19 protein-coding genes are annotated in these 23,027 nt (G+C 38.1%); 4 read left to right on the forward strand and 15 right to left on the reverse strand.

What is annotated here, in order from left to right:
* Positions 1–144: 144 nt before the first annotated feature.
* From JIV24_RS13575 to JIV24_RS13590, 4 genes are read right to left on the reverse strand one after another with little or no spacing between them, the layout of a single operon-like run.
* The gene (locus JIV24_RS13575) at positions 145–2,454 is read right to left on the reverse strand and encodes a multiheme c-type cytochrome (RefSeq protein ID WP_200465596.1); all 2,310 of its coding nucleotides are present in this window, start codon (positions 2,452–2,454) and stop codon (positions 145–147) included.
* Positions 2,455–2,928 (reverse strand): QcrA and Rieske domain-containing protein, encoded by a 474-nt coding sequence (locus JIV24_RS13580; protein ID WP_200465597.1) that lies wholly within the window; start codon positions 2,926–2,928, stop codon positions 2,455–2,457.
* Between the two features lie 11 nt (positions 2,929–2,939).
* Positions 2,940–4,214: a cytochrome b N-terminal domain-containing protein gene (locus JIV24_RS13585; protein ID WP_200465598.1), complete on the reverse strand. Its 1,275-nt coding sequence runs from the start codon at positions 4,212–4,214 to the stop codon at positions 2,940–2,942.
* A 42-nt stretch (positions 4,215–4,256) separates the two neighbouring features.
* Entirely contained in the window at positions 4,257–5,024 is a 768-nt protein-coding gene (locus JIV24_RS13590; RefSeq protein WP_200465599.1) for a DUF2490 domain-containing protein, read from the reverse strand.
* Positions 5,025–5,126: 102 nt separating this feature from the next.
* Here JIV24_RS13590 and JIV24_RS13595 point away from each other — a divergent pair, with 102 nt between their 5' ends.
* Together JIV24_RS13595 and JIV24_RS13600 are read left to right on the forward strand one after the other, a co-directional pair.
* Positions 5,127–6,350 (forward strand): NAD(P)/FAD-dependent oxidoreductase, encoded by a 1,224-nt coding sequence (locus tag JIV24_RS13595; protein WP_200465600.1) that lies wholly within the window; start codon positions 5,127–5,129, stop codon positions 6,348–6,350.
* A 151-nt stretch (positions 6,351–6,501) separates the two neighbouring features.
* Positions 6,502–7,764 carry an arginine deiminase gene (locus JIV24_RS13600; RefSeq protein WP_200465601.1) on the forward strand — a complete coding sequence of 421 codons (1,263 nt, stop codon included), beginning with the start codon at positions 6,502–6,504 and terminating at the stop codon, positions 7,762–7,764.
* Positions 7,765–7,839: 75 nt separating this feature from the next.
* On the opposite strand, the gene sucC is transcribed toward JIV24_RS13600, so the two are convergent.
* The gene (gene sucC / locus JIV24_RS13605; RefSeq protein WP_200465602.1) at positions 7,840–9,030 is read right to left on the reverse strand and encodes an ADP-forming succinate--CoA ligase subunit beta; all 1,191 of its coding nucleotides are present in this window, start codon (positions 9,028–9,030) and stop codon (positions 7,840–7,842) included.
* Between the two features lie 99 nt (positions 9,031–9,129).
* Here sucC and JIV24_RS13610 point away from each other — a divergent pair, with 99 nt between their 5' ends.
* A complete protein-coding gene (locus JIV24_RS13610; RefSeq protein ID WP_200465603.1) occupies positions 9,130–9,660 on the forward strand; it encodes an RNA methyltransferase in 531 nt (176 codons plus the stop codon).
* Positions 9,661–9,732: 72 nt separating this feature from the next.
* On the opposite strand, the gene JIV24_RS13615 is transcribed toward JIV24_RS13610, so the two are convergent.
* The 10 genes from JIV24_RS13615 to JIV24_RS13660 form a co-directional block, all read right to left on the reverse strand.
* Positions 9,733–11,457 (reverse strand): tetratricopeptide repeat protein, encoded by a 1,725-nt coding sequence (locus JIV24_RS13615; RefSeq protein ID WP_200465604.1) that lies wholly within the window; start codon positions 11,455–11,457, stop codon positions 9,733–9,735.
* A 279-nt stretch (positions 11,458–11,736) separates the two neighbouring features.
* Positions 11,737–12,216, reverse strand: coding sequence for a hypothetical protein (locus JIV24_RS13620; protein ID WP_200465605.1), 480 nt, complete (start codon positions 12,214–12,216; stop codon positions 11,737–11,739).
* A 93-nt stretch (positions 12,217–12,309) separates the two neighbouring features.
* A complete protein-coding gene (gene pnp, locus JIV24_RS13625; protein WP_200465606.1) occupies positions 12,310–14,454 on the reverse strand; it encodes a polyribonucleotide nucleotidyltransferase in 2,145 nt (714 codons plus the stop codon).
* Between the two features lie 209 nt (positions 14,455–14,663).
* Positions 14,664–14,933: a 30S ribosomal protein S15 gene (gene rpsO, locus JIV24_RS13630; protein WP_200465607.1), complete on the reverse strand. Its 270-nt coding sequence runs from the start codon at positions 14,931–14,933 to the stop codon at positions 14,664–14,666.
* A 183-nt stretch (positions 14,934–15,116) separates the two neighbouring features.
* The gene (locus JIV24_RS13635; RefSeq protein ID WP_200465608.1) at positions 15,117–15,704 is read right to left on the reverse strand and encodes a hypothetical protein; all 588 of its coding nucleotides are present in this window, start codon (positions 15,702–15,704) and stop codon (positions 15,117–15,119) included.
* A 183-nt stretch (positions 15,705–15,887) separates the two neighbouring features.
* Entirely contained in the window at positions 15,888–16,955 is a 1,068-nt protein-coding gene (locus tag JIV24_RS13640; protein WP_200465609.1) for a potassium channel family protein, read from the reverse strand.
* Positions 16,943–18,211 carry a DUF2851 family protein gene (locus JIV24_RS13645; RefSeq protein WP_200465610.1) on the reverse strand — a complete coding sequence of 423 codons (1,269 nt, stop codon included), beginning with the start codon at positions 18,209–18,211 and terminating at the stop codon, positions 16,943–16,945. Before JIV24_RS13645 ends, JIV24_RS13640 begins: the two co-directional genes overlap by 13 nt.
* A gap of 124 nt (positions 18,212–18,335) precedes the next feature.
* Positions 18,336–19,163: an orotidine-5'-phosphate decarboxylase gene (gene pyrF / locus JIV24_RS13650; RefSeq protein WP_200465611.1), complete on the reverse strand. Its 828-nt coding sequence runs from the start codon at positions 19,161–19,163 to the stop codon at positions 18,336–18,338.
* Positions 19,164–19,255: 92 nt separating this feature from the next.
* Positions 19,256–20,341, reverse strand: coding sequence for a peptide chain release factor 1 (gene prfA, locus JIV24_RS13655; protein ID WP_200465612.1), 1,086 nt, complete (start codon positions 20,339–20,341; stop codon positions 19,256–19,258).
* Between the two features lie 75 nt (positions 20,342–20,416).
* Positions 20,417–21,586, reverse strand: a complete 1,170-nt coding sequence (locus tag JIV24_RS13660; RefSeq protein WP_200465613.1) for an AIR synthase related protein — start codon at positions 21,584–21,586, stop codon at positions 20,417–20,419.
* Between the two features lie 211 nt (positions 21,587–21,797).
* Here JIV24_RS13660 and JIV24_RS13665 point away from each other — a divergent pair, with 211 nt between their 5' ends.
* Complete coding sequence (locus JIV24_RS13665; protein WP_200465614.1) at positions 21,798–22,781, forward strand: bile acid:sodium symporter family protein; 984 nt, start codon at positions 21,798–21,800, stop codon at positions 22,779–22,781.
* The last annotated feature ends 246 nt before the right edge of the window (positions 22,782–23,027 follow it).

The raw sequence follows: 23,027 nt of genomic DNA on the forward strand, positions 1-23,027 counted from the left end.
TAGTTTTATCCTAAACATGATAATTTGCACTTAAGCGCCCTGTATGCCAATTTTTGGGTTAAATAAGGTTAATGGTATATACATAAAGCAGAGGGCGACTATATGCATTGTGATATAGTCGCCCTCTGTGTAAGGATAATGTTTTTATTGTAACTGCTCAATCACCTGATTTAACTCTTCTGCTTCCGGATAATCCTTCTTCATTTGAGTGGCCAATTGCAAGGCTTGTTGTTTCATCTGGTTGTTAAGATAAAAACGTAACAATTCTCCATTACTGTTATAATTGTCAATCAGCTCAACTTCCTTTTTAAGATAGGCTTCAGCTTTGGCTTTATTTCCTCTGAAATCAAACATCATGGCAATATTATGCGCCACTCTTGGGCGTTCTGGTTGTAAATTGTATGATTTAACCATGTAGGTTAATGATTCATCATATTTTTGCAATTCAGATAATAGCAAGCCAAAAGAATACATAGCTACCGCATCTTCCGGTTCATGCTTGAGGTAATCGCGGAACAGTAGTTCGGCCTTATCGTTCTTTTTGATTTTGTTATAAAGGTAAGCCAGGTTAAGTTTTATAAAATGCAATTCTTCATCTTGCTTTAAGGCCCGCAGATAGAAAGTTTCGGCATCGGTATAATTATCCTGATTATAATAGTAGTTTGCCAGATTGAATTTGCCAATTGGGAAATCAGCATTGTAAATCAATATCTCTTCATATTCTTTAATGGCTTTATCGTATAGCTTTCTGTGTTTTTCAGGTATCTGTTCTAACCCGGCTGTAGACAGTATTCGAGCAGCCTCAGTTCGTATTGCTTTAGTATCATCTCTCAGCATCGGGTAAAGCAAGTTCAGATCCTCTTCACCTGTTAATTGAATCGCACGTACGGCTGCCAGTCTCATGTCAGGATATAGATTACCCAAATAATTCTCTACTTCTTGTTTTAACGAATCCTGAAAGTAATTACCCATGTACTGGATCGATAAACCACGAATGTTATGTGGGTAAAGCTCATCGTTGGCAATGGTTTTTAAGCGTTGCAGAGCTTCTTCATTGCCATTACGTGCATCGTCAAATGCTTGTGCAAAATGGTAGGTTCTGCTTTTACCGTACCATTTAGTAATGTAGTTTTCAGACCACTGGTTGCTTTTGTCAGCATGGCATTGGTTACATGCATTTGGTACATCATACTTGATGGATAAGTCGGGGCGTGGTACTCTAAAGCTATGATCGCGACGATAATCAACACCCATATAATAACCCCCATGCATATGGCAATTGATACATAGTGTGCCTGAACCTACTTCGTAAGTTATTCCATCGTACGATGTAACAGCCTCACCAGGCATGCCTTCTGCCTTATGGAAATGGTGGTCTGGCGTATCGTATACATCGCCTGTATGGCACTGTAGGCAAAGGGCATTATAATCATCGCCAAACAGCAATTTACCGCTGTGTACATTGTGGCAATCGTTACATTGCACTTCACGTTCCTTGGTATACATTTTACTTTGAGTAAACGAGGCATAAACGTAGTCTTCATCCAGAATTTGCCCGTCGAGGTGCCAGGTTGGAACATCGGGTAAATTAGGTATGATGTGATTATGAATATTGTGGGTGGTATAATCAAAATCACCTAATGAGCTTCGTCGCGAATGACAACGTGCGCAATTATCGACATATTGCTCATTATTGATGCCACTTGTTTTAATTGGCAGGCCATAGTTTTCAAAATCGTCGCGAGCATATTCAGGTAATTCGGCCCACTTCAGGTGATTCGATGATGGTCCATGGCACGCTTCGCAACTCACATCAATTTCTGACCAGGTAGTATTGTAAGTGTCGTTAATGTGGTCGTAATTTTTCTGAAGGTTAGTTGAATGGCAATCAGCACACATACTATTCCAGTTTTGTGCCTGATTCGTCCAGTGTAACCAATTGTTATGGTGTATGTCCTGATTGCTATACACAGAATCAACCATGTGATACCAGGTGCTGTCAAGTGTATTCCAGGTAAGAGGCAGAGTTTGCAATCGTCCACCATCAAACTCAACGAGGAATTGTTGAAGAGGAGTAAAGCCGAATACGTACTTTACTTCAAAGTCTTGCATCGTACCATCTTCACCATCAGTATTCACCATGAACTTACCATCCTTCATAAAAGCACGATGAGTCATGCCGTTTCCTTCGATGCTAACATTATTAAAGTTAGCCAATACAGTTGTGTCATTGGCTATATCCATGGCACGATCGTGGTGCGAACCAACCCAGTCATTGTATTCAGGCAAGTGGCATTCAATACATGTTTCGCGACCAACAAAATGAGGTGTATCATCTAATTTATCCGACGATGCTGAACTGTAAGTTTTAACCAGTAAATAAGTTGGGAAAAGCACAATCAATGCTCCTATCAGAGCCAACATCATATTATTATATAGTCGCGTATTAATCATCTATGCGTATGTTATTTGTGAGCGATTATGCTTGTTTCGTTTAACTGGATTTGCCGTATCAACCATTACCTTATCGTTGCTGATAGTAATAGGGAATAAGTCAAGGGCTCTGGTAGCTGGGGGAGCTAATACTTCTCCATGTTTGTTAAACGCTGAGGCATGACAAGGGCATAAAAATTTGTTGTCGCTATTTTTAAATTGTACAGTGCAACCCAGGTGTGTGCATTTTGTCGAAATAGCCAGGAATCCACCATCTTTCAATCGAGATAGGTAAAAACGTTCGGTATTAAATGGATACACTTTACCATTTTCAAAAGTGTCGATCTCACCAGCGTCAAACAGCTTTGACGTTTCTTGTGAATCATTACCCTTCTTTAATAGATTAACAAAAACGTAAATCAATTCTAAAGACACGATGGTAATAATAGCCCTTTTAATGAAACTACGTCTGGTTATTTTTTTAATAAAACTCATAATCTAAATATTTATGCAAACAAGTGCATGCCTTCGCCTCTTAGTAAACTTCCAACAAATGTCATTACCAGATAAGCGCATAGTAATATTGTAACCAGGCTTACTATTAATTCTATCTTGCCCGCTTTTAGTTTATTTTGTAAGAAATAAATAAAACCATAGGTTGGTAATATATATATCAATAAAGGAAATAAGCCAGTGGTGATAAGAACCGGTACATCTGGCATCCAGTTTTGAAATTTAAGAAGATATTCAGTGCCAACGATAATAAGCATTGTAAAAACAATGGCATAAACTGCCGACCAAATAGTAATTGTTTTGCCTGTTTGAGAATTAAACCAGACACCTACATTAACTTCTGTTCCTTTTGTATAAGGTATATAAATCAGAAATGCAGTAACTAAAACAGGTACAATGAATATGCCAAAGCCTGGATGCATATGTAACAAGAGCTCCTGAAATCCCATGAAGTACCAAGGTGCCTTACTTGGGTTTGGACTTTCCAATGGGTTCGCTTTATCCAGTAATGGCGCATCAATTATCATCGAGAACAGAATCAGTAAAAGAATAAGTGATAGTGCCACTACTATTTCTTTAAATACTAACTCAGGATTGGTTTTCACCATTTCTTTATTAGATGAATCGGCTACAGATACACCCTTTGCTTTTCGTACCAGCCAAAAGTGAATGCTCATGACAAAAACCATTAAAAGAGGTAATAAGCCGGTGTGAAAGTGATAAAAACGCAGTAATGTACCTTCATTTACTTCAGACCCTCCTCGCACTAATGAGGCCAAACTATCGCCAATTACCGGAATGTAGCTAAGCATATTGGTCATGATGGTTACTGCCCAATAAGCCAATTGATCCCATGGTAATAAATAGCCAGTAAAGTTAGACATGATAACCAGAAACATCAGCAACAAGCCATATAGCCAGTTTTTTCTTCGTTCATTATATATTGATTGGCTGTAGAAAACCCTAATCACATGTAAAAAAGAAACGATAACCAACAGCATGCCGCACCAGTAATGCATATTTCTCAAAAGCTGCCCGAATAATACTTCCTGTTGTAAGTATACAATTGAATCATAAGCACCTTTCTCTGATGGTACATATACAAAGCGTAACAACATGCCGGTAATAAACAGTAACACAAATAGGAGTGCTGCAATACCACCTAATCCAAATGTACGTGTATACTTAATTGCCTGAGCATTAACTCTGGGAGGATGGAGGTGTAAAAGAAACCTTGAGATTGCTTTATTGGTATTTTCGTCACTCATATTATTTGATTTATGCAATATTTTCTACTTATCAACTATTGATTAACCTTTGTTTTGCCAATGTATTGTGTGTCGTAAGGTCAACTGAAAAATATGTTTGACAAGCGGATCTATATCTTTAGATACTTTTGAATGTTCATAGCAATAATTAAAGTCGCCTTTCAGCTTTGAATTAAATTGGTAACCCAGGCCGGCCCAATACCTGCCTCGTATCCAAAACAGATCATCGGCTTCTTCGTATATGTTAAAATTAAATTCAGCAAAAGCTCTGTAATAGAGCGATTTTGGAGCTATTGGTTTGCCGTCGAATCGCCCCTGATGTTGTACAAGATAACGCAATCGGATCGAAAAATCTCGTATATTCTCATGGATGTGATCAAATATCCTCTCTTCTAATTGTAAGCGATGGCGTAAAGCCGAAGACTTGAATCGCGGATAATTGACTATTAATGATTGCTGCGGTCGATATTCATGGCGGGTTAGTTGAGCCCTATCATCTGGGTCTTCCCACTCTTCTATCTCTTCATAAACAGTTGTTTTATTATACATAAAACCAACAGCAACTGTGTAAAAATCTGAGACTTTCCGTTGAAGGTTGCCTCTGAACCCCCACCTTACCCACTCATTAGTGCCAACACCTAAGTATGAACCTGCATCAAAGTTGAAAGTATACTTATCATTAATGCGGTGTCGTTGAAGATATATAGTACGCAATTCACCTCCTATGTCAAAAAGGGTGTAATCGGTTTGCTGCGACCAGCTTTGAAATGAAATAAATAATAAAAGCGAGAGTAGTACGTTTCTTTTCATTTTGTAAAAAATCTTCAACCCAAATGGACGTCGATTGTTATAAATTATAAAGAACACAAATATATTAATTATCATTTTTAATTAATGTACAAATACTAAGATATGAATTCGATTGAATACCAAATAATAGCTATAGGTGCCAGTATAGCATCAATTAGTTTTATCCGTACGCTTCGTGAGAATAATAATGTTGAGAAAGTCCTGTTGGTTCATGGGGAAGACCGCCTCCCATACAAACGGACAAAAATTAATAAACACATGGTTAGAGGCTTCGACAAAGAGGAGTTTAGGATAGCCGATGAGCTATGGTATGCTGATAATAATGTTGATCTTATTTATGATAGAGTTATCAATGTTGATGCCGAAGAGAAGGTGGTCAGTACAAAGAGTGGGAAAGTGTATAGCTATAATAAGTTATTGCTAGCTACCGGAGCAGCATCAGTTATTCCTAAAGTGTTAGGCCTTGATAATGACGAAATTCATGGTGTGCAAAATGCTCACGATGTTGATAGAGTGTTGGATACCTGTTCAGAAAAGCAAAGATTCTTAATTGTTGGAGGAGGAGTGGAGAGTGTTGAAACGGCAGACCAGTTAATTCGAAAGGGTAAACAAGTAATATTAGCAGGAAGAACGAAATTTCCTCTTCAGAAACTTTTTCCTGAAAACTTGCTGACTGTACTAGTGAATAAAATGCATCAAAAAGGCGTTAAGCTGTTTTCTGGCGTTTCGGTCAATCATATTAAAAAGCAAGGTGATAGTTACATGACAAGCCTTCAGGGAGAAACAATTGAATTTGATGTTGTTATTGCATGTGCTGGAGCTGTCCCTAATACAGAACTGGCCATTAAAGCAGGCTTGAAAGTAGAACGAGGTATTGTGGTTAATGAATATTTACAAACGTCAGATAAAGATATTTTGGCTGCTGGTGATGTAGCTCAGCATGCACGTGGTATTGTAACAGGTCTATGGCATTCAGCAGAGCATCAGGGCAAGCTAGCTGCGCTCAATGTTCTTGGAAAGCCTCAAAAACATACGCTTCCTCCCTATCGATTAAAAACCGAGGTGTTTGATTTGTTTATGTTTTCAGGAGCTTATGAAAATGTGATGCCTGGTGTTGATGAGGCAGTTGAAGAGACCTATGGAGATATTTGTCGTACCATGTACTATGTCGAAGACAGATTAAATGCTGCTGTGTTTATCAACGATAAGGATAGAGCAAAGGTTTATCAGCAGGCTTTATTTGAAAGGTGGAATAAAGATATGGTTAACGAACAATTGCCATTGCCACCAAAGATGAGTTTTGCCTTTGGAGCCAGTTTGGCTTAGTGAATGAGTATTTATTCAGGTAACTGTATTTTTATGCATTACTGACTAATGCTGAATTATTTAAAGAAGTGCATTCAATCATTTTTTTAATTGAAGATGGTTTTTAAATTTGCGACGAAGAAGAAACCAAATAAATTAAACCATTTTGTCCATGATTAAGACCATTGATACTGGTGTGTTCTCCGAAATAGGAGAGTTGGAAGGTGTAATATTGCACACGCCGGGCAAAGAAGTGGAGAACATGACGCCCTCTAATGCAGAGCGTGCCTTGTACAGCGATATATTAAACCTGTCAGTTGCTGTCGACGAATATAAACAGTTTTCTGGGGTGCTTGAAAAAGTGACTCAAACCTTTCAGGTAAAAGACTTGTTGGCCGAGATTCTTGAGCAGCCAAAGATCAAACTGAGTCTGATTGAAAAAATCTGTACCTACGAACAGGTTCTAAATATCAAAGAGGATTTGCTTGAGCTACCTACTCATGAATTAGCCCGTCAGCTTATAGAGGGTGTAAATCTGAAGAAAGACTCATTAACGACCTTTTTGACAGATGACAGGTATTCGTTACGTCCCTTGCATAACTTCTTTTTTACACGTGATGCCAGTGTGACGATGTACGACCAGGTATTAATTTCCAAAATGGCCAATAAAGTGCGTGAGCGAGAAGCCATTGTGATGGAAGCGATCTTTAATCATTCTGCTCGTTTTAAAACACAAACGGTAAATCCGCTTAACTTCTATAATGTTGGGGCCGAAACGATGATAGAAGGTGGAGATGTACAGATTGCGAGAGAAGATATTTTGGTAATTGGTAGTAGTGCACGTACCTCATCTCAAGGTATTGATTTTATCATTAACCAGTTAAAGCAGAAGAATAAACGCCATCATGTAGTTGTACAACAACTGCCTGATACGCCTGAGTCATTTATTCATCTTGATATGGTATTTACCTTCTTGGATAAAGATGCGTGTATGGTGTATGAGCCTTTAATTATGAAGGACAGTCGATACAGTACCATTCTGATTGCCGTAGATAACGGTGAGGTGGAGTCGATTACAAAAAAGGAGAATCTTGTGACATGCTTAAAAGATTTAGGCATGGATATGAAACCAATATGTTGTGGTGGTTCAAGTGATATTTGGACACAAGAGCGTGAGCAGTGGCACAGTGGGGCTAACTTTTTTGCCATGGGGCCTGGCAAGGTGCTAGGATATGCTCGCAATGTTTATACCATGGAAGAGATGAATAAAAATGGTTTTGAGATAATCAAAGCGAATGATGTAATCAGTGGTCAGATTGATTTATCGGACTATGAAAAATATGTTGTTACAATTGGTGGGTCAGAGCTTTCTCGTGGAGGAGGAGGAGCGCGTTGTATGAGTATGCCTGTGCGACGTAAGCCTGTAAAATGGTAGTAACAAAATTAGCATAATACAAAAAGAGGGATTGTTCATCATGAGCAATCCCTCTTTTTAATATTTGCTATTCTGTTAGTTTACAATTTGCTGAACAAGGTCAGATGCTTCTTTCAATGTGATGGCTGAAAATACCTTTAAGCCAGATTCATCAATAATTTTCTTTCCACCTTCAGCGTTAGTCCCTTGTAATCGAACGATGATTGGAATTTTAATTTCTCCAATGTTCTTATAGGCTTCGACAACACCATTTGCCACACGATCACAACGAACAATACCTCCAAAGATATTAATCAAAATTGCTTTCACATTCTGGTCGTTGAGTATGATTTTAAGACCGGCTTCAACAGTAGCTGCATTGGCACCTCCACCAACATCAAGGAAGTTTGCTGGTTCGCCACCAGATAGTTTAATAATATCCATAGTTGCCATTGCAAGTCCGGCACCGTTTACCATACATCCAACATTACCGTCTAGCTTTACAAAGTTAAGGTTGCTCTTGGCAGCTTCGGTTTCAGCCGGATCTTCTTCGCTTAAATCTCTCATAGCCGCATAGTTTGAATGGCGGAACAAGGCATTGTCATCCAAATTAACTTTGGCATCAACAGCTAATATCTTGTTATCCGACGTCTTCAATACCGGATTAATCTCAAACATGGATGAATCCGTTGAGACGTATGCTTTGTACAATGCAGAAACGAACTTCGTCATCTCTTTAAAAGCCTTACCGGATAAACCTAAATTAAAAGCTATTTTGCGAGCTTGAAATCCCTGAAGTCCAACACCAGGATCTACTTCTTCTTTATGAATCAAATGAGGTGTTTTTTCGGCCACATCTTCTATGTCCATGCCACCTTCAGTTGAGTACATAATAATGTTTTTGCCAGTCTCACGATTAAGCAATACACTCATGTAATATTCGCTGGTTTCACTTTCGCCAGGGTAATAGACGTCTTGTGCAATTAAAACTTTGCTAACTAATTTACCTTCAGGACCTGTTTGGTGTGTAATCAGGTTCATGCCAATTATATCGGAGGCACGTTCTTTTACTTCAGTCAATGTTTTAGCTAACTTAACACCGCCACCTTTACCTCGACCACCTGCATGAATCTGTGCCTTTACAACCCACCAGCCAGTGCCGGTTTCGTCCTTAAGCTTTTGAGCAGCATCAATAGCCTTTTCAGGAGTTTCGGCAACAATGCCTTCTTGTATAGCAACGCCAAATGATTTGAGTATTTCTTTGCCTTGATATTCGTGTATATTCATATTCAATAGGGATTTAGTATTCCAATAAAGGGTACGATTATTAATTAATTATCTATAAAAACAGGAATAGTGCTATTTTTGTTGTCAAAATTATCGTGAATGAGAAAATTAAGAACGAGCGAGCTTAATCGTTTAACAGTAGAAGAGTTTAAGAATAGTGCTAAAGTGCCCATCACTGTTGTGATGGATAATATTCGAAGTCTAAATAACGTTGGCTCAGTTTTTAGAACATCTGACGCTTTAAAAGTGGAGAAGATTGTATTGTGTGGTATAACAGCATGTCCTCCTAATAAAGAAATTCATAAAACGGCTTTGGGAGCAGAAGATGCTGTCGATTGGTCGTATGTTGCAAAAACGGAGGATGCCATTGCTCATTTAAAAGATGAAGGATGGCTGATTTGTAGTTTAGAGCAGGTTGAAAATAGTACTTCACTACTTGATTTTAGTCCTGGTGAAGGACAGAAGATTGCGTTAGTGCTGGGAAATGAAGTAAAGGGAGTTCAACAGAAAGTGATTGATGTGAGTGATGTTTGCCTTGAGATTCCACAGTATGGCACTAAGCACTCTTTTAATGTCTCGGTAAGTGCCGGTATCGCTTTATGGGAAATATTCAGGAAAATAAACCATTAATATTAATTGATATTACAATATATAAAAAGGGTGAATCTGACGATTCACCCTTTTTATATATTGTAATATCAATTACTGAACGATAGACTTGAAAGTTGCATCTTCGAAGAATTTAGCAAATTCCATATCTGAAGTAGCAGCAGCTTTGAATTTAGCATCAAGCTCACAAGCTTTACGTAAACTGTCAAACATCATGTCATTCTCAGCAGTTCTTGCTCCAACAATCGCTTTTAAGTAGTATTTGAATCCTACTTCCATTGTGTTAGCGTTAATTGTTGATAATGCAGCATCATATTTAGTAGCTAAGATTTTAGCTAGAGCAGCATTACAGTTAGTGCTGTTTCCGAAGTAACGGATAGCAGCATCGTAATCACCTTTGTGGATAGAAACAATACCTAAGTTATTGTCCAACTCAGCACCAGCACCAGCAGCAGCACCAAAGAATTCTTCAGCTTTAGCTACATCACCTTCGCGAAGGGCGATAACACCTAAGTTGTTGTTTACCTCAGCTACACCATCTTTAAGACCATTAGCTTTTTCAAATGCAGCTTTAGCACCAGCTATATCACCTTTTGCATATAATACACAACCGATGTTGTTTTGTGCTCTCCAGCACTGAGTGTGGTTAGAAGAAGCAGCTTTGTAAATTGTTAACTGCTCATCTAAATCTTCAGTTAAAGTAGCGGCATAAAGAATTTCTTCTAGGTTCAACTCACTTGGGTTGTTAGCAGCTAATTCTTTAATTTCCTCGTCTGTTTTACCAATTACCTCAGCATTGATAGCCATTTGTGAACGACGTAGTTTAGGTAGAATCTCATCAGCAATTACACTGAAAGTTTCAGACATATTTCTGATTTCACGCTCACGTACTTCAGGATCGCTATACATAGAAAGTACACGTAAGATAAGCTCTTTGTCCTGTACGTCAGAGTTAGCCATCAATTCCTGGAAACCTTCCCAGTCTTCAGGAGTATTTTTTAAAGTGTACATGGCATCATCAGTACCACCTTCAACTTTAGCTTTTTTCATTTCGCGAGATAGGTAGTCTTTTGCTACTTTTTCACGACGAGTTGCTAATTTGCTGTTTAAGTCAGCTGGTCCGTCAGGAGAAGCATAAGCAGTAATGTCAACACCTTTGAAGTTTACATTTTCAGTAGCTTCAATTTCTTTCATCCACTCTTTTAAAGCAGCAACATCTTCTTTTCTTAGTTCAGAACCACGAATGTTAGTCTGCTGAATTAAGAAGAAAAGGTCAGCTGTTTTAGCTTGAGCAATGATGCGTTGGAAAGCATCTTCACCTATAGCAGACTGAGCACCTTGGTCAGCCACTAATTCAGATGTAGAAATTACACCATCAGCAATTTTGTAATCGTCGAATTCTTTCGTTGTACCTTTTTTAGTTGCTTTAATACGAACAACTAAATCAGAAACACGCATGTTTTCGTTGTAAGGTACTGAGTTGCTATAAGTGAATGTACCACCTGTAGCGTTTGAAATTACTTTATCATTACCATCAACATTTTCACCTTGCACGCGATAAGAAGGGAAAGCAGTTTCGCCTCCTTCGTATACCAATACAGGAGTCGCTTCAATGCTTACATTTTTATCGAAGTATTTTTCAGGGAACTGAACAGTCACATCAAGATCTACTTGTCCAGCGTGTGCTTCTAATACTGGAGGATTGACTGAATAACTAACGTCCTTAGCACCTTTGTTCATTTTGTCTAAACCTGAACAGCTAGCTAACAAAGCTGCTACGGCTAGAGATGCAATTAGAGAAATTCTAATTCTTTTCATAATGTTTACCCAATTATTTGTTTTTGACTTTAATCTACAGTGTTTCCTGCAAAATTAAAAATGTTTTTAAAAATTTGAATACAGAATAACAATAAATGATGTATTATTCGACTAAAGATAATTAAATAACACAATATTTGACCTTTAATCATGAAAAACATGTCGTTAATATTGTTTAATTACCAATTTTGTCAAATTGTGTTGGCTATACTTTAGTCATAATTCCATGGAAGTAATGACTATTCATGTTTTCACACAGTTATCATTATAGGAATTGATTTAATAGAGCTTATTTAATTGTCCAAGCTTTTTTTCTTTTAGTTTACCTATCGAGTACCCGAACAACATGCCAATGGCCCATCCAATACTTAAGCCACCCAGAATATTGTTATTGTTAATGAAGTAACTTATTAAAAAAGCAATGAATGTTCCAATAGCCATACCAATGGTAGTATAGGTTGAAGATATTTGACCTCGGGGATGTTGCTTGTGAGTGGCTTTTAAGTGCTTTTTGGACGAGTCGACCCATCGTTCAAACTCCTTGATGAATCTAATATCTTGCTCAAAGAGTGGCCTGATGTCATTTACATAGTTATCGCCTTGTTGCTCGTGTTTTTTACATGATGGGCAGTTGTTGCTGTTCTCATGTAAGGTGTTGATTAACCTTGGGAGAACCTCAAGGCTCATTGAGCGAATTTGAGATTTTGATACGTCACTGAGCTGACTGTTAAGGATATCAAATGCTTCTTGCTGCTTCATTGCTGATGTTTTATGCTTCAAAAGATAGAAAGAATAATAAGATCAAAAAAGGTCGACTCAATGAGTCGACCTCTTATTATTGAACGTTAATTGTTAGTCTTTCTTTGGTCTTTCCTTACGTTCAGGCTTAGGTAATAATACTTTACGAGAAAGTTTTAGTTTGCCAGAACGCTGGTCTACCTCAATAAGTTTTACTTCAACTTCTTCACCTTCTTTAAGAGCATCTTCTACTTTTTCAAGGCGTCTCCATTCAATTTCAGAGATATGAAGTAATCCATCTTTACCTGGTAAAATTTCTACAAATGCTCCAAAAGGAACAATTGATTTTACTTTACCGCGATAAACTTCTCCTACTTCTGGTACGGCAACAATTGCTTTAACCTTTGCAACAGCTGCATCAATTGATTCTTTATTAGAAGCTGAAATAGCAACGTGCCCAACATCTCCATCTTCTTCAATGGTAATAACAGTTTCGGTTGTTGCCTGAATTTCCTGAATGATTTTACCACCAGGGCCGATTACTGAACCAATCATGTCCTTAGGAATGTCCATGCTGACAATACGTGGTGCATGTGGTTTGTAATCTTCGCGTGGTTCGGTAATTGTTTCCTCAAGTTTGTCAAGGATATGCATTCTACCTGCTTTCGCCTGGTTTAATGCTTGCTCTAAAACTTCGTATGATAAACCATCTACCTTAATGTCCATTTGAGTAGCGGTAATACCTTCGCGAGTACCAGTTACTTTAAAATCCATATCACCTAAGTGATCTTCATCACCAAGGATATCTGAAAGTACAGCAAATTTACCTGATTCAGTATCAGTGATTAATCCCATTGCAATACCAGAAACAGGCTTTTTCACAGGAACACCAGCGTCCATTAGAGCTAATGTACCGGCACAAACTGTAGCCATTGATGAAGAACCATTTGATTCAAGTATATCCGATACAATACGAACGGTATAAGGATATTCTTCTGGCATCATGCGCTTAAGTGCACGGTAAGCCAAGTTACCATGGCCAATTTCACGTCGGCTGATACCACGAGCAGGTCGTGCGTCGCCAGTTGAAAATGGAGGGAAGTTGTAATGTAACAAGAAGCGGTCGTAGCTTTTGTTCATAACATCATCAACTAATTTCTCATCCATTTTAGTACCTAAAGTCACCGTTGTTAATGACTGAGTTTCACCACGTGTAAATACCGCTGAACCGTGAGGTCCTGGTAAATAGTCAATTTCACTCCAGATAGGTCTGATTTCGTCAGTCTTACGACCATCTAAACGAACCTTCTCTTCTAAAACAACTTTACGTACGGCTTCTTTTTCAACGTCGTGGTAATATTTTTTGATTAATCCTGTTGGGATCTCATCTTCCTCAGCGTTATAGTTATCTGCAATAAATTCTTCACAGATAGCACCGAATCCATCAATGCGCTCGTGCTTGTTTGGGTTAGCTGACTTGGCTACTTCGTAGGCTTTGTCATAAGTTGCTTTCCAAACTTTCTCACGTAACTCTTCATCGTTTTCTTCATGACAGTATTCGCGCTTCTCAGTTTTACCAAGAGCTTCCATCATTTCGATTTGTGCCTGACACTGAACTTTAATAGCCTCGTGCGCCACTTTCATACCTTCCAATAGGTCAGCTTCTGATACTTCAGACATTTCACCTTCTACCATCATGATGTTATCAAGTGTAGCGGCAACAATAATATCCATGTCTGCGTCAGCCATTTCACTAATGGTTGGGTTGACTTTCATCTCTCCGTTAATACGAGCAACGCGACACTCAGAGATAGGACCGTTAAACGGAATGTCTGAAACAGCCAATGCAGCTGAAGCAGCTAATCCTGCCAATGCATCTGGTGCAATTTCGCTGTCAGCTGAAATTAAGTTAACAGTAACAAATGTGTCAGCATGATAATCCTCTGGGAAAAGAGGTCGTAATGCGCGATCAATTAAACGCGATACTAATATTTCATAATCTGATGGACGAGCCTCTCTTTTCTGGAAACCTCCAGGGAAACGCCCTACAGCAGCATATTTTTCCTTGTATTCAACAGTTAGCGGCATAAAATCTACATCAGGCTTTGCATCCTTTGCAGAAGTAACTGCTGCTAATAAATAGGTATCACCCATTTTAACGACTACCGAGCCGTCAGCTTGTTTAGCTAATTTACCAGTTTCAATGGTAATTGTTCTGCCATCACCTAGTTCAATAACTTTTTCTAATGGTTTAATCATGACAATTTTCTTATCTTTTTTTATCCTTCTATTATCACAGCCAAAGATATGTATTAAACTTTGATTACGATAAAAAAGAGGGGGAATGTTTTAGTTTACACTCAATAATTTAAGCAAAATGAGTGCTTTAAAGGGGAGTGTTTAATAGGTGTAAAAAAAAGAAGGCAACTACCATATGATAGTTGCCTTCTAAATTTTTTCGCAGTTGCTTACTTACGGATTCCAAGTTCAGCAATTAATGAACGATATCTTACGATATCTTTTTTCTTTAAGTAGTCAAGTAAGCTACGACGCTTACCTACTAACTTAATTAATGCGTGCTGCGTGCTATAATCTTTACGATTTGACTTTAAGTGTTCAGTCAAATGAGCAATACGGTATGAAAATAATGCAATCTGGCCCTCAGTTGAACCAGTATCAGTATTCGACTTTCCGTACTTCTCGAAGATCTCTTGCTTTTTTTCTGCTGTTAAGTACATAATACTCTATTTAAATATATTTTAGCGAGCGCAAAGATAGGTAATAATTTGTTTGTAGCAAATAGATGAATATTAGTTTTTTACAAAAAAGACAGGCTAGCTATCGTTAACCTGTCAAATTTCTTTGTCAAAACTAAGTATCAGAGTGCACTCTGTTTTGATTTTGCTTATTGTATTATGGTTTTAGAACCCACGTTCTTCAGCCATTTTTTGCATTTCCTGATTGAAGATTTCTTCAAATTTAGCTTTGTCGTAATCAACCTGAAGCTTTTGGTTGTTTGTAAGTTTATTGTTAATGCCATTTAAGATGTCATCTTTACTGACTTCAACAGCTACAAAACCTCTGTACTTACCATTAGGAAGCACACTTTTCTTTTGACACGCTACCACTACATTAGAGATTGTTTCGTCAGCCACTTCTCTGGTTAAGTTTTCAAATTTAGCTTCAAACTCAGAACCTTCGCCAAATTCTCTTTCATTTACATAGCGATCAGTTACTGATTTGGTATTGGAGCTAATTAAAGTCACCAATCGTTGTTTGGCATTTAATAAGGCTTTCTCCTCGGCTAAACTAAGGTCTGAGCTGGTCGCCATTGCGCTGGCACGAAAATAGTTTTTATCTGAACGCCCTTTGTCTTCACATGGCATGTCTTCTAAAATCTGACCTACTTCGCTGTTAGTGGCTACTTTTTCTTTCGACTTACAGCTGTTAAAACCAACTAGAACTGTAAGTGTTAAAACTACTGCTCCTAAAATTCTTCTAGTATTCATAATTTATAAGTATTTGGGTTTCCAAAATTATATTACGACGAAACTTATATCAAAAAGCGAACCAAAAATTAACAGTGATTAACAAATATTTAAAGTTAACGCCATTTTTTATATACTCTTTTTGCTTGAAAAGGTTATTGTTTATAGAGTGTGATGTCTGTTAAAGATACTCTGTTCAGGTATCTAACCTATACTAGATGTGCTATTTACTGAATGTTCAGATCCACTTAATATTTGTTCGAACTGCTCAATTTGATTCGGAGAGCCAAGGACAAATAATTTATCGGCTGGTGTAATTTCAATGTCAGGCGAAGGATTAAATAAATATGCACCTTCGCCGGTTTTAATTCCCACCAGATTGGCACCTGACTTTTCGCGTAACCTCAATTCACGTATGGTTTTCTTATTGTTTTCAACAGCTAATTTGTTACAGTCGATTTCCATAAGTTGCACATCTTTTGAGCGTTGTAATAAGATGTATTCAATGAACTCAACAACATCGGGTTGTGTAACCAGCTTGGCCATTCTCTGGCCTCCAATTCTATCGGGCATTATTACATTGGTGGCACCTGCACGACGTAATTTAGTGTCTGACCTAAAGTCACTGGCACGACTAATGATTTTAAGTGCCGGATTCATTTCGGCAGCTGTTAATACAACAAACATATTATCAGCGTCATTGGGAAGTGCTGTAATAAGGGCTCTGGCTTTACGTATCTGAGCAGCATCCAGTACTTCTTCAGAACTGGCATCACCCTGGACATATAATAGCTCTGGATTTTCAACAATTCGTGTTACAACATGATCTCGTTTTTCCACGATTACAAATTGTTCGCCATGTTCGGCTAATTCAACACATGCCTGATAGCCATTACGACCAAATCCGCAAACGATTACATGATCTTCTAATTTGACAATCTTCTTTCTCAATTGATAAGCTTTATATGATTGATGTAATACGCCTTCGAAAATTATTCGCGTTACCTGTGTTATCACGTAACCGAAAATTCCTAAGCTAAAAATAATAAGAAAAACGGTAAAAATCTTACCTGGATCGGTTAAAGGCACAACTTCACGAAATCCCACAGTTGCCATGGTGATGACAGTCATATAAACAGCGTCGACAAACCGGTAGCCCTCAATAAGCATAAAGCCGCCTGAGCCTATGGCTATTGTCAACACCAGTAGGCCTCCCGCTGTTAAAAGGGCTTTAATAGTGTCGTGATATACTGTGTTTTCTACGTTTTGCATAATACTTCATGGCCAATATGGCAGCTTAAACACTTTTTTTGTTTGCAATATTTACTCTTTAAATGGATAAGCGATTGTGCAGTCGCTTCACTTTCTGGAGTGATGCCAACTGCCTTCCATTTGTCTATAATAGCATTCTTCTCTGGTGGCTGCTGATAAAGATAATCAATGATTTTTTCTTTTTGTTCTTCGTTGTTGTGTTTTACTGCATATATAAACAGGTAGGGTATAATTGTGTTGTAAATTATACGTAATTGAGATGATTTTCCTAAACTTTTTGTTTTTGACGATGAGGCCTCTATGTCCAGCCGATAATGTGTCTTCCAATATTTTGAAGGCTCAACATTTAAAAGCTCTAATAATGTTTTTTTATCGTGGATGCATAATAATTTATCAAATTGACCTTTACTTTTGGAGATTACGCTTGTTAATTGTGCAATACGAATGGTAGGGAAGTTATTTGGTCGTAATCTTAAGAATTTCCAAAGGTGGTTATTGATTGGTGTTAAATCGTATTTTGTTTTTAAGAAATCGTATTCTTTCTTTAATGAGATTGAATATGTGACTTTTAGTTCATTTTTCAGAAAACCCGCTTGCCCAAATAAAATGGCTTCCAGCTGAAATGGATTGTCTGCATGCTTTAGTAATATTGTAAAGGGCGTTTGGCGAGCCATGAGCTCAAAGGGCAAACCATTGATACCGAAACCGAAGCTACGGCATAATAAAACGAAAAATACTTGATCCCAATTATTATTTGATTCTATTAGTAGCTGCTCAATCCATTCATTTTTTTCTTCCAAGCGTTCAATTAATAAGCGCTCAATCCATTGCTTAAGTGTAAATGTATCGACATTTGCAATGTCATGTTCACAAGGAATCCATAGCTCGTTAAATTGAAGTTGCTGGTATTTGAGCCTTAATTCTTCATTTATCTGTATTTGACAAACTGGTATTTCTCTCTTTTTTGAGTTGATGGTATTTGAACCATTTTGCTGAACAACGTGTAAAATGACATTGTCGTAGGCTGAATCGAGATGGTGCTGATGCATATACCATTCTTTTTCATCGTAATGGATTTCGACATTGCCAGCCCAAAGAGTATTGCCAATTTTTATTTTAGCATTAAAAAAATCAGGACCGCCATCTGTATTTTTTGTGCCAGGATGAATCACCTCGATGCGTTGTTCATCTGTGGTTATAAGTTCTGGCTTATAGAGTTTGTGTTGCCAAATGTAATGTAGAAATTCTTCGTTCATAGAGGTCTGGTTTGCACTATGAAATTAATTTCTTTTGTTATGAACTGCAAGTTGAATTAACAACTGAATAGAAAAGCCCGAAACTATTCAGCTTCGGGCTTTCAATTATTTTTTGAGATAGGGTTTAAATTAAACCATGTTCTTTTAATAGTTTCGCCATGTCTTGCTGAACAACAATGGCATTCTCGCGAGCTTTATCAGCGAAATCTTCAGCATCGCTGGCGTAAATAATGCCGCGGCTCGAGTTGACTAATAATCCGCATTTGCTGTTCATTCCGTTTTTTGCCACTTCTTCCAGACTTCCGCCCTGCGCACCCACACCAGGTACCAATAAGAAATGATTTGGTATGATTTGACGAATATCGGCTAACATTTCAGCTTTGGTAGCACCAACCACATACATGAGGTTTTCTTCTGTTCCCCACGTAGCACTTGTTTTTATCACCTTTTCATATAGCTTCTCGTTATTTTCCTCCATAAATTGGAAGTCGAAAGCACCTTTGTTAGAGGTTAAGGCTAAAAGAATCACCCATTTGTCAACGTGTGTTAGAAATGGTTTTACTGAATCTTCGCCCATATATGGCGCCACTGTTACCGAGTCAAATTCCATGTGGTCGAAAAATGCTTTGGCATACATGGCTGAGGTATTACCAATATCACCACGTTTAGCATCGGCGATAATGAAAATATCCGGGTGATTGTATTTGATGTAGTTAACGGTTTTTTCTAATGAGTTCCAACCATTCACACCCAGGCTTTCGTAAAAAGCAAGGTTAGGCTTATAAGCCACAGTTACATCATGAGTCGCATCAATAATCTGCTTGTTGAAAGCAAAGATTGGGTCAGTTGTGTCTAATAAATGACGTGGAATTTTGTTGATGTCGGTATCAAGTCCAACACATAAAAAACTCTTTTTCTTTTTAATGTTTTCAAAAAGCTCTTGTGATGTCATGTTTTCTAAGTATCAAGTATTAAGTATCAAGATTTAAGATTTATCGCCGTCTCCGGTCTTTTGTCTTGCGTCTTATATCTTATTTCTATTTTTTACATTTCGCTGGCCTTCATGCGTTCAGCGTTCTCTTCAACGATTAGTTTGTCGATAATTTGCTGAATATCACCATCCATTATTGCAGGCAAGTTATAAAGTGTCAGGTTAATACGATGATCGGTTACACGTCCTTGCGGGTAGTTGTAAGTACGTATTTTAGCTGAACGGTCGCCTGATGATACCAATGTTTTACGCTGAGAAGAAATTTCATCCAAATGCTTTTGGTATTCCAGGTTGTAAAGGCGGGTTCGTAATTCAGTCATCGCTTTATCTAAGTTCTTTAGCTGCGATTTTTGATCCTGACAAGTTACTACAATGCCTGATGGAATGTGCGTAAGTCGAATAGCCGAGTAAGTTGTGTTTACCGACTGGCCACCAGGTCCTGATGCACAGTATGTATCTTTTCGAATGTCTTCGGTACGAAGCTCGATGTCAAACTCTTCCGCTTCGGGCAGTGCAGCCACGGTAGCAGCAGATGTATGTACACGTCCTTGCGTTTCTGTTTGTGGAACACGTTGCACACGATGAACACCCGATTCATACTTCAAAATGCCATAAACGCCGTTACCTGTCACATTCATTACAATTTCCTTGAATCCGCCAGATGTACCTTCGTTACTATTAGTGACTTCCACGCGCCACCCTTTATCCTGACAGAATTTGGTGTATAAACGAGCTAATTCGCCCGCAAAAATACTGGCTTCGTCACCACCTGTACCTGCTCTAATTTCAAGTACTGCATTTTTAGCATCCTGAGGATCGGCCGGAATCAAGAGTACTTTGATCTCTTCTTCCATTACCGGAAGTTTGGCTTCTAATTCGTCCAACTCCATCTTGGCCATCTCCTTCATCTCAGGGTCGGTCTCTTCCTTAAGCATCTCCTTGGTCGATTCGATGTTCTTAAGGGTATTTTCGAATTCATTACGAACTTCTACGACTTTTTCAAGTTCGGCGTACTCTTTGTTGAGCTTTACATATCTTTTGGTATCTGCAATTACTTCCGGATTGGTAATCTGTTCAGATACCTCCAGAAAGCGTAATCGTAGACCTTCGAGTTTATCCAGTAAATCGTGTTGTGCCATATCTAAATTGTTGACAATCGTTAAACAATCGATAGATGTGTCTTAATCTATCATTCACAAAAGCATCAACGATGCCTAGTATTCGAATGTGCCAAATTCACTTTCGATGGTCAATTTCTTACCTTCATGTGCTTCAACTCTTCCAACGATTTGAGCATCGATATTAAATGACTTGGCAATTTCGATTATGCTATCTGCCTTTTCAGGCGAAAGGTATATTTCGTAGCGATGTCCCATGTTAAATACTTTGTACATCTCTTTCCAATCCGTCCCTGATTCTTCGTGGATGGTTTTGAAAAGAGGTGGAACATCAAACATATTGTCTTTGATGATGTGAACCTTATCGACAAAATGCAATACTTTGGTTTGTGCACCGCCTGAGCAGTGAACCATACCGTGGATATCGCTTCTCATCTCGTCCAATACTTTCTTAATAACCGGCGCATAAGTTCTGGTTGGAGATAATACCAATTTACCAGCATCAAGCGGTGAATCTTTAACGCTATCGGTTAGTTTATAGTTACCTGAGTAAACCAGGTCAGAAGGTACTGAGCCATCAAAGCTTTCAGGATACTTTTCTGCTAAATATTTTGCAAATACATCATGGCGGGCCGATGTTAAACCGTTACTTCCCATACCACCATTGTATTCTTTTTCGTAAGTAGCTTGTCCTGATGACGAAAGGCCAACTATGACATCGCCTGGTTGGATGTTGTGATTTGAAATAACATCAGAGCGTTTCATACGACAAGTTACCGTACTATCGACGATGATGGTTTTTACTAAATCACCTACATCGGCTGTTTCACCACCGGTAGGGTAGATGCTGATGCCCATTTCGCGCAATTCGGCTAATAACTCATCTGTTCCATTGATGATGGCTGAAATTACTTCGCCAGGAATCAGATTCTTGTTACGACCAATGGTTGATGAAACCAGAATGTTTTCGGTTGCTCCAACACACAATAGGTCGTCAACGTTCATAATAATTGCATCCTGTGCAATGCCTTTCCAAACAGACACATCACCAGTTTCTTTCCAATAAAGGTAGGCCAGTGAAGATTTGGTTCCGGCACCATCAGCGTGCATGATGTTACAATAATCATCATCACCACCTAGTATATCAGGAACAATCTTGCAGAATGCCTGCGGGAATACGCCTTTATCAATGTTCTTGATAGCGTTATGTACGTCTTCTTTTGAGGCTGAAACGCCACGTAGGTTGTATCTCGAATCTGAGCTCACAAGTATTAATTTATCAGTTTTTTAACCTATTTCGGAGTGCAAAAATAGTACAATCTTTCGGCATCATCAAAAAAGATGGATTATTAGTTTGTAATTGGGTTTTTCAGTTTTGACTAAGTCCTGTTGAATTTAAATAGGAGAGTTCAAGATTTAAGGCTTTTTGTATTTTAGCCGAACAAAAGGGCAGGGCCTGTTTATTAATTTACGTAAGATGAAAATGTTGAAAAAGATAGATGGATTCATCGTTAGTTTGATGTTAATGATCGTTTTAGCCTGGTTTTTTCCTCAGGCAGGCGTGTACAATGGTGCCCTTAACCTCGAACTTCTGACAGATATTGGTATAACTCTCATTTTCTTTTTTTACGGATTAAAGCTGAGTCCCAAACAAATGAAGGAAGGGTTAAGTAATTACCGCCTTCATATTCTGGTACAGTTAACAACCTTTGTTTTGTTTCCGTTATTAATAATTGCCTTTAAACCGCTTATTCAAACCGAAGAACAAGGTGTTATATGGTTAGCGATGTTTTTTCTGGCTGCTTTGCCTTCTACCGTTTCGTCTTCTGTTGTGATGGTAGTTTTGGCAAAAGGAAATGTGGCAGGAGCTATTTTTAATGCCAGTGTATCAGGGCTGATAGGTGTTTTTTTAACGCCATTGTGGATGGGGTTGTTCTGGAGTGTGGATGGAGCTTTTGATTTTTCAGAGATAATTGCAGATTTGCTATTGAAGATATTGTTGCCTATAGTATTGGGCTTATTGTTACATAGATACTTTGGTTCTTTTGTGAAAAAACACCTTAAGAAATTAGCGTGGTTTGACAAAACTGTGATTCTATTAATCGTGTATAAAAGTTTCAGTAAATCATTTACAACCGGACTGTTTGATGAGATATCCTGGGGCGATTTGCTGTTAATTGGAGCGGGTGTGCTGATTCTGTTTTTTGTTGTCTATGGTATTGTTGGTTTGATTTCCAGGTTATTGAACTTTAATCGTGAAGACAAGATTGCAGCACTCTTTTGTGGTTCGAAAAAGTCATTGGTTCATGGAACAGTATTTTCAAAAGTAATGTTTGAGAACGCAGCCGGCCAAGGATTGTTTTTAGTTCCCATTATGATTTATCATGCTTTTCAACTGATTATAATAAGCTTCATTGCTCAGAAAATAGGTAAAGCATCAGTAGAAAAGGACCTGGATTAAACTTCATAAACATAGCAGGTTAACTATTGAACATGAATGTCCACCATGTGATGGTGATTGTTGATATATTTGAATGCATCAAACAGCCAATTATCCTAAGTCGTAGCTAATTGATGATATGAAAAAATGAACAGTTATGAGACATTATGTATCAATGTCGTTTAGTTAACATGACTTTATAATCGTTTGTAATTCATAGAGTAAGACTTCTTTGGTTTCTTTTTTCTTTCAAATAATCTATTGGGT

This window comes from Carboxylicivirga marina, from assembly GCF_016612505.1.
In the GTDB taxonomy this organism is placed as follows: Bacteria; Bacteroidota; Bacteroidia; order Bacteroidales; family Marinilabiliaceae; genus Carboxylicivirga; species Carboxylicivirga marina.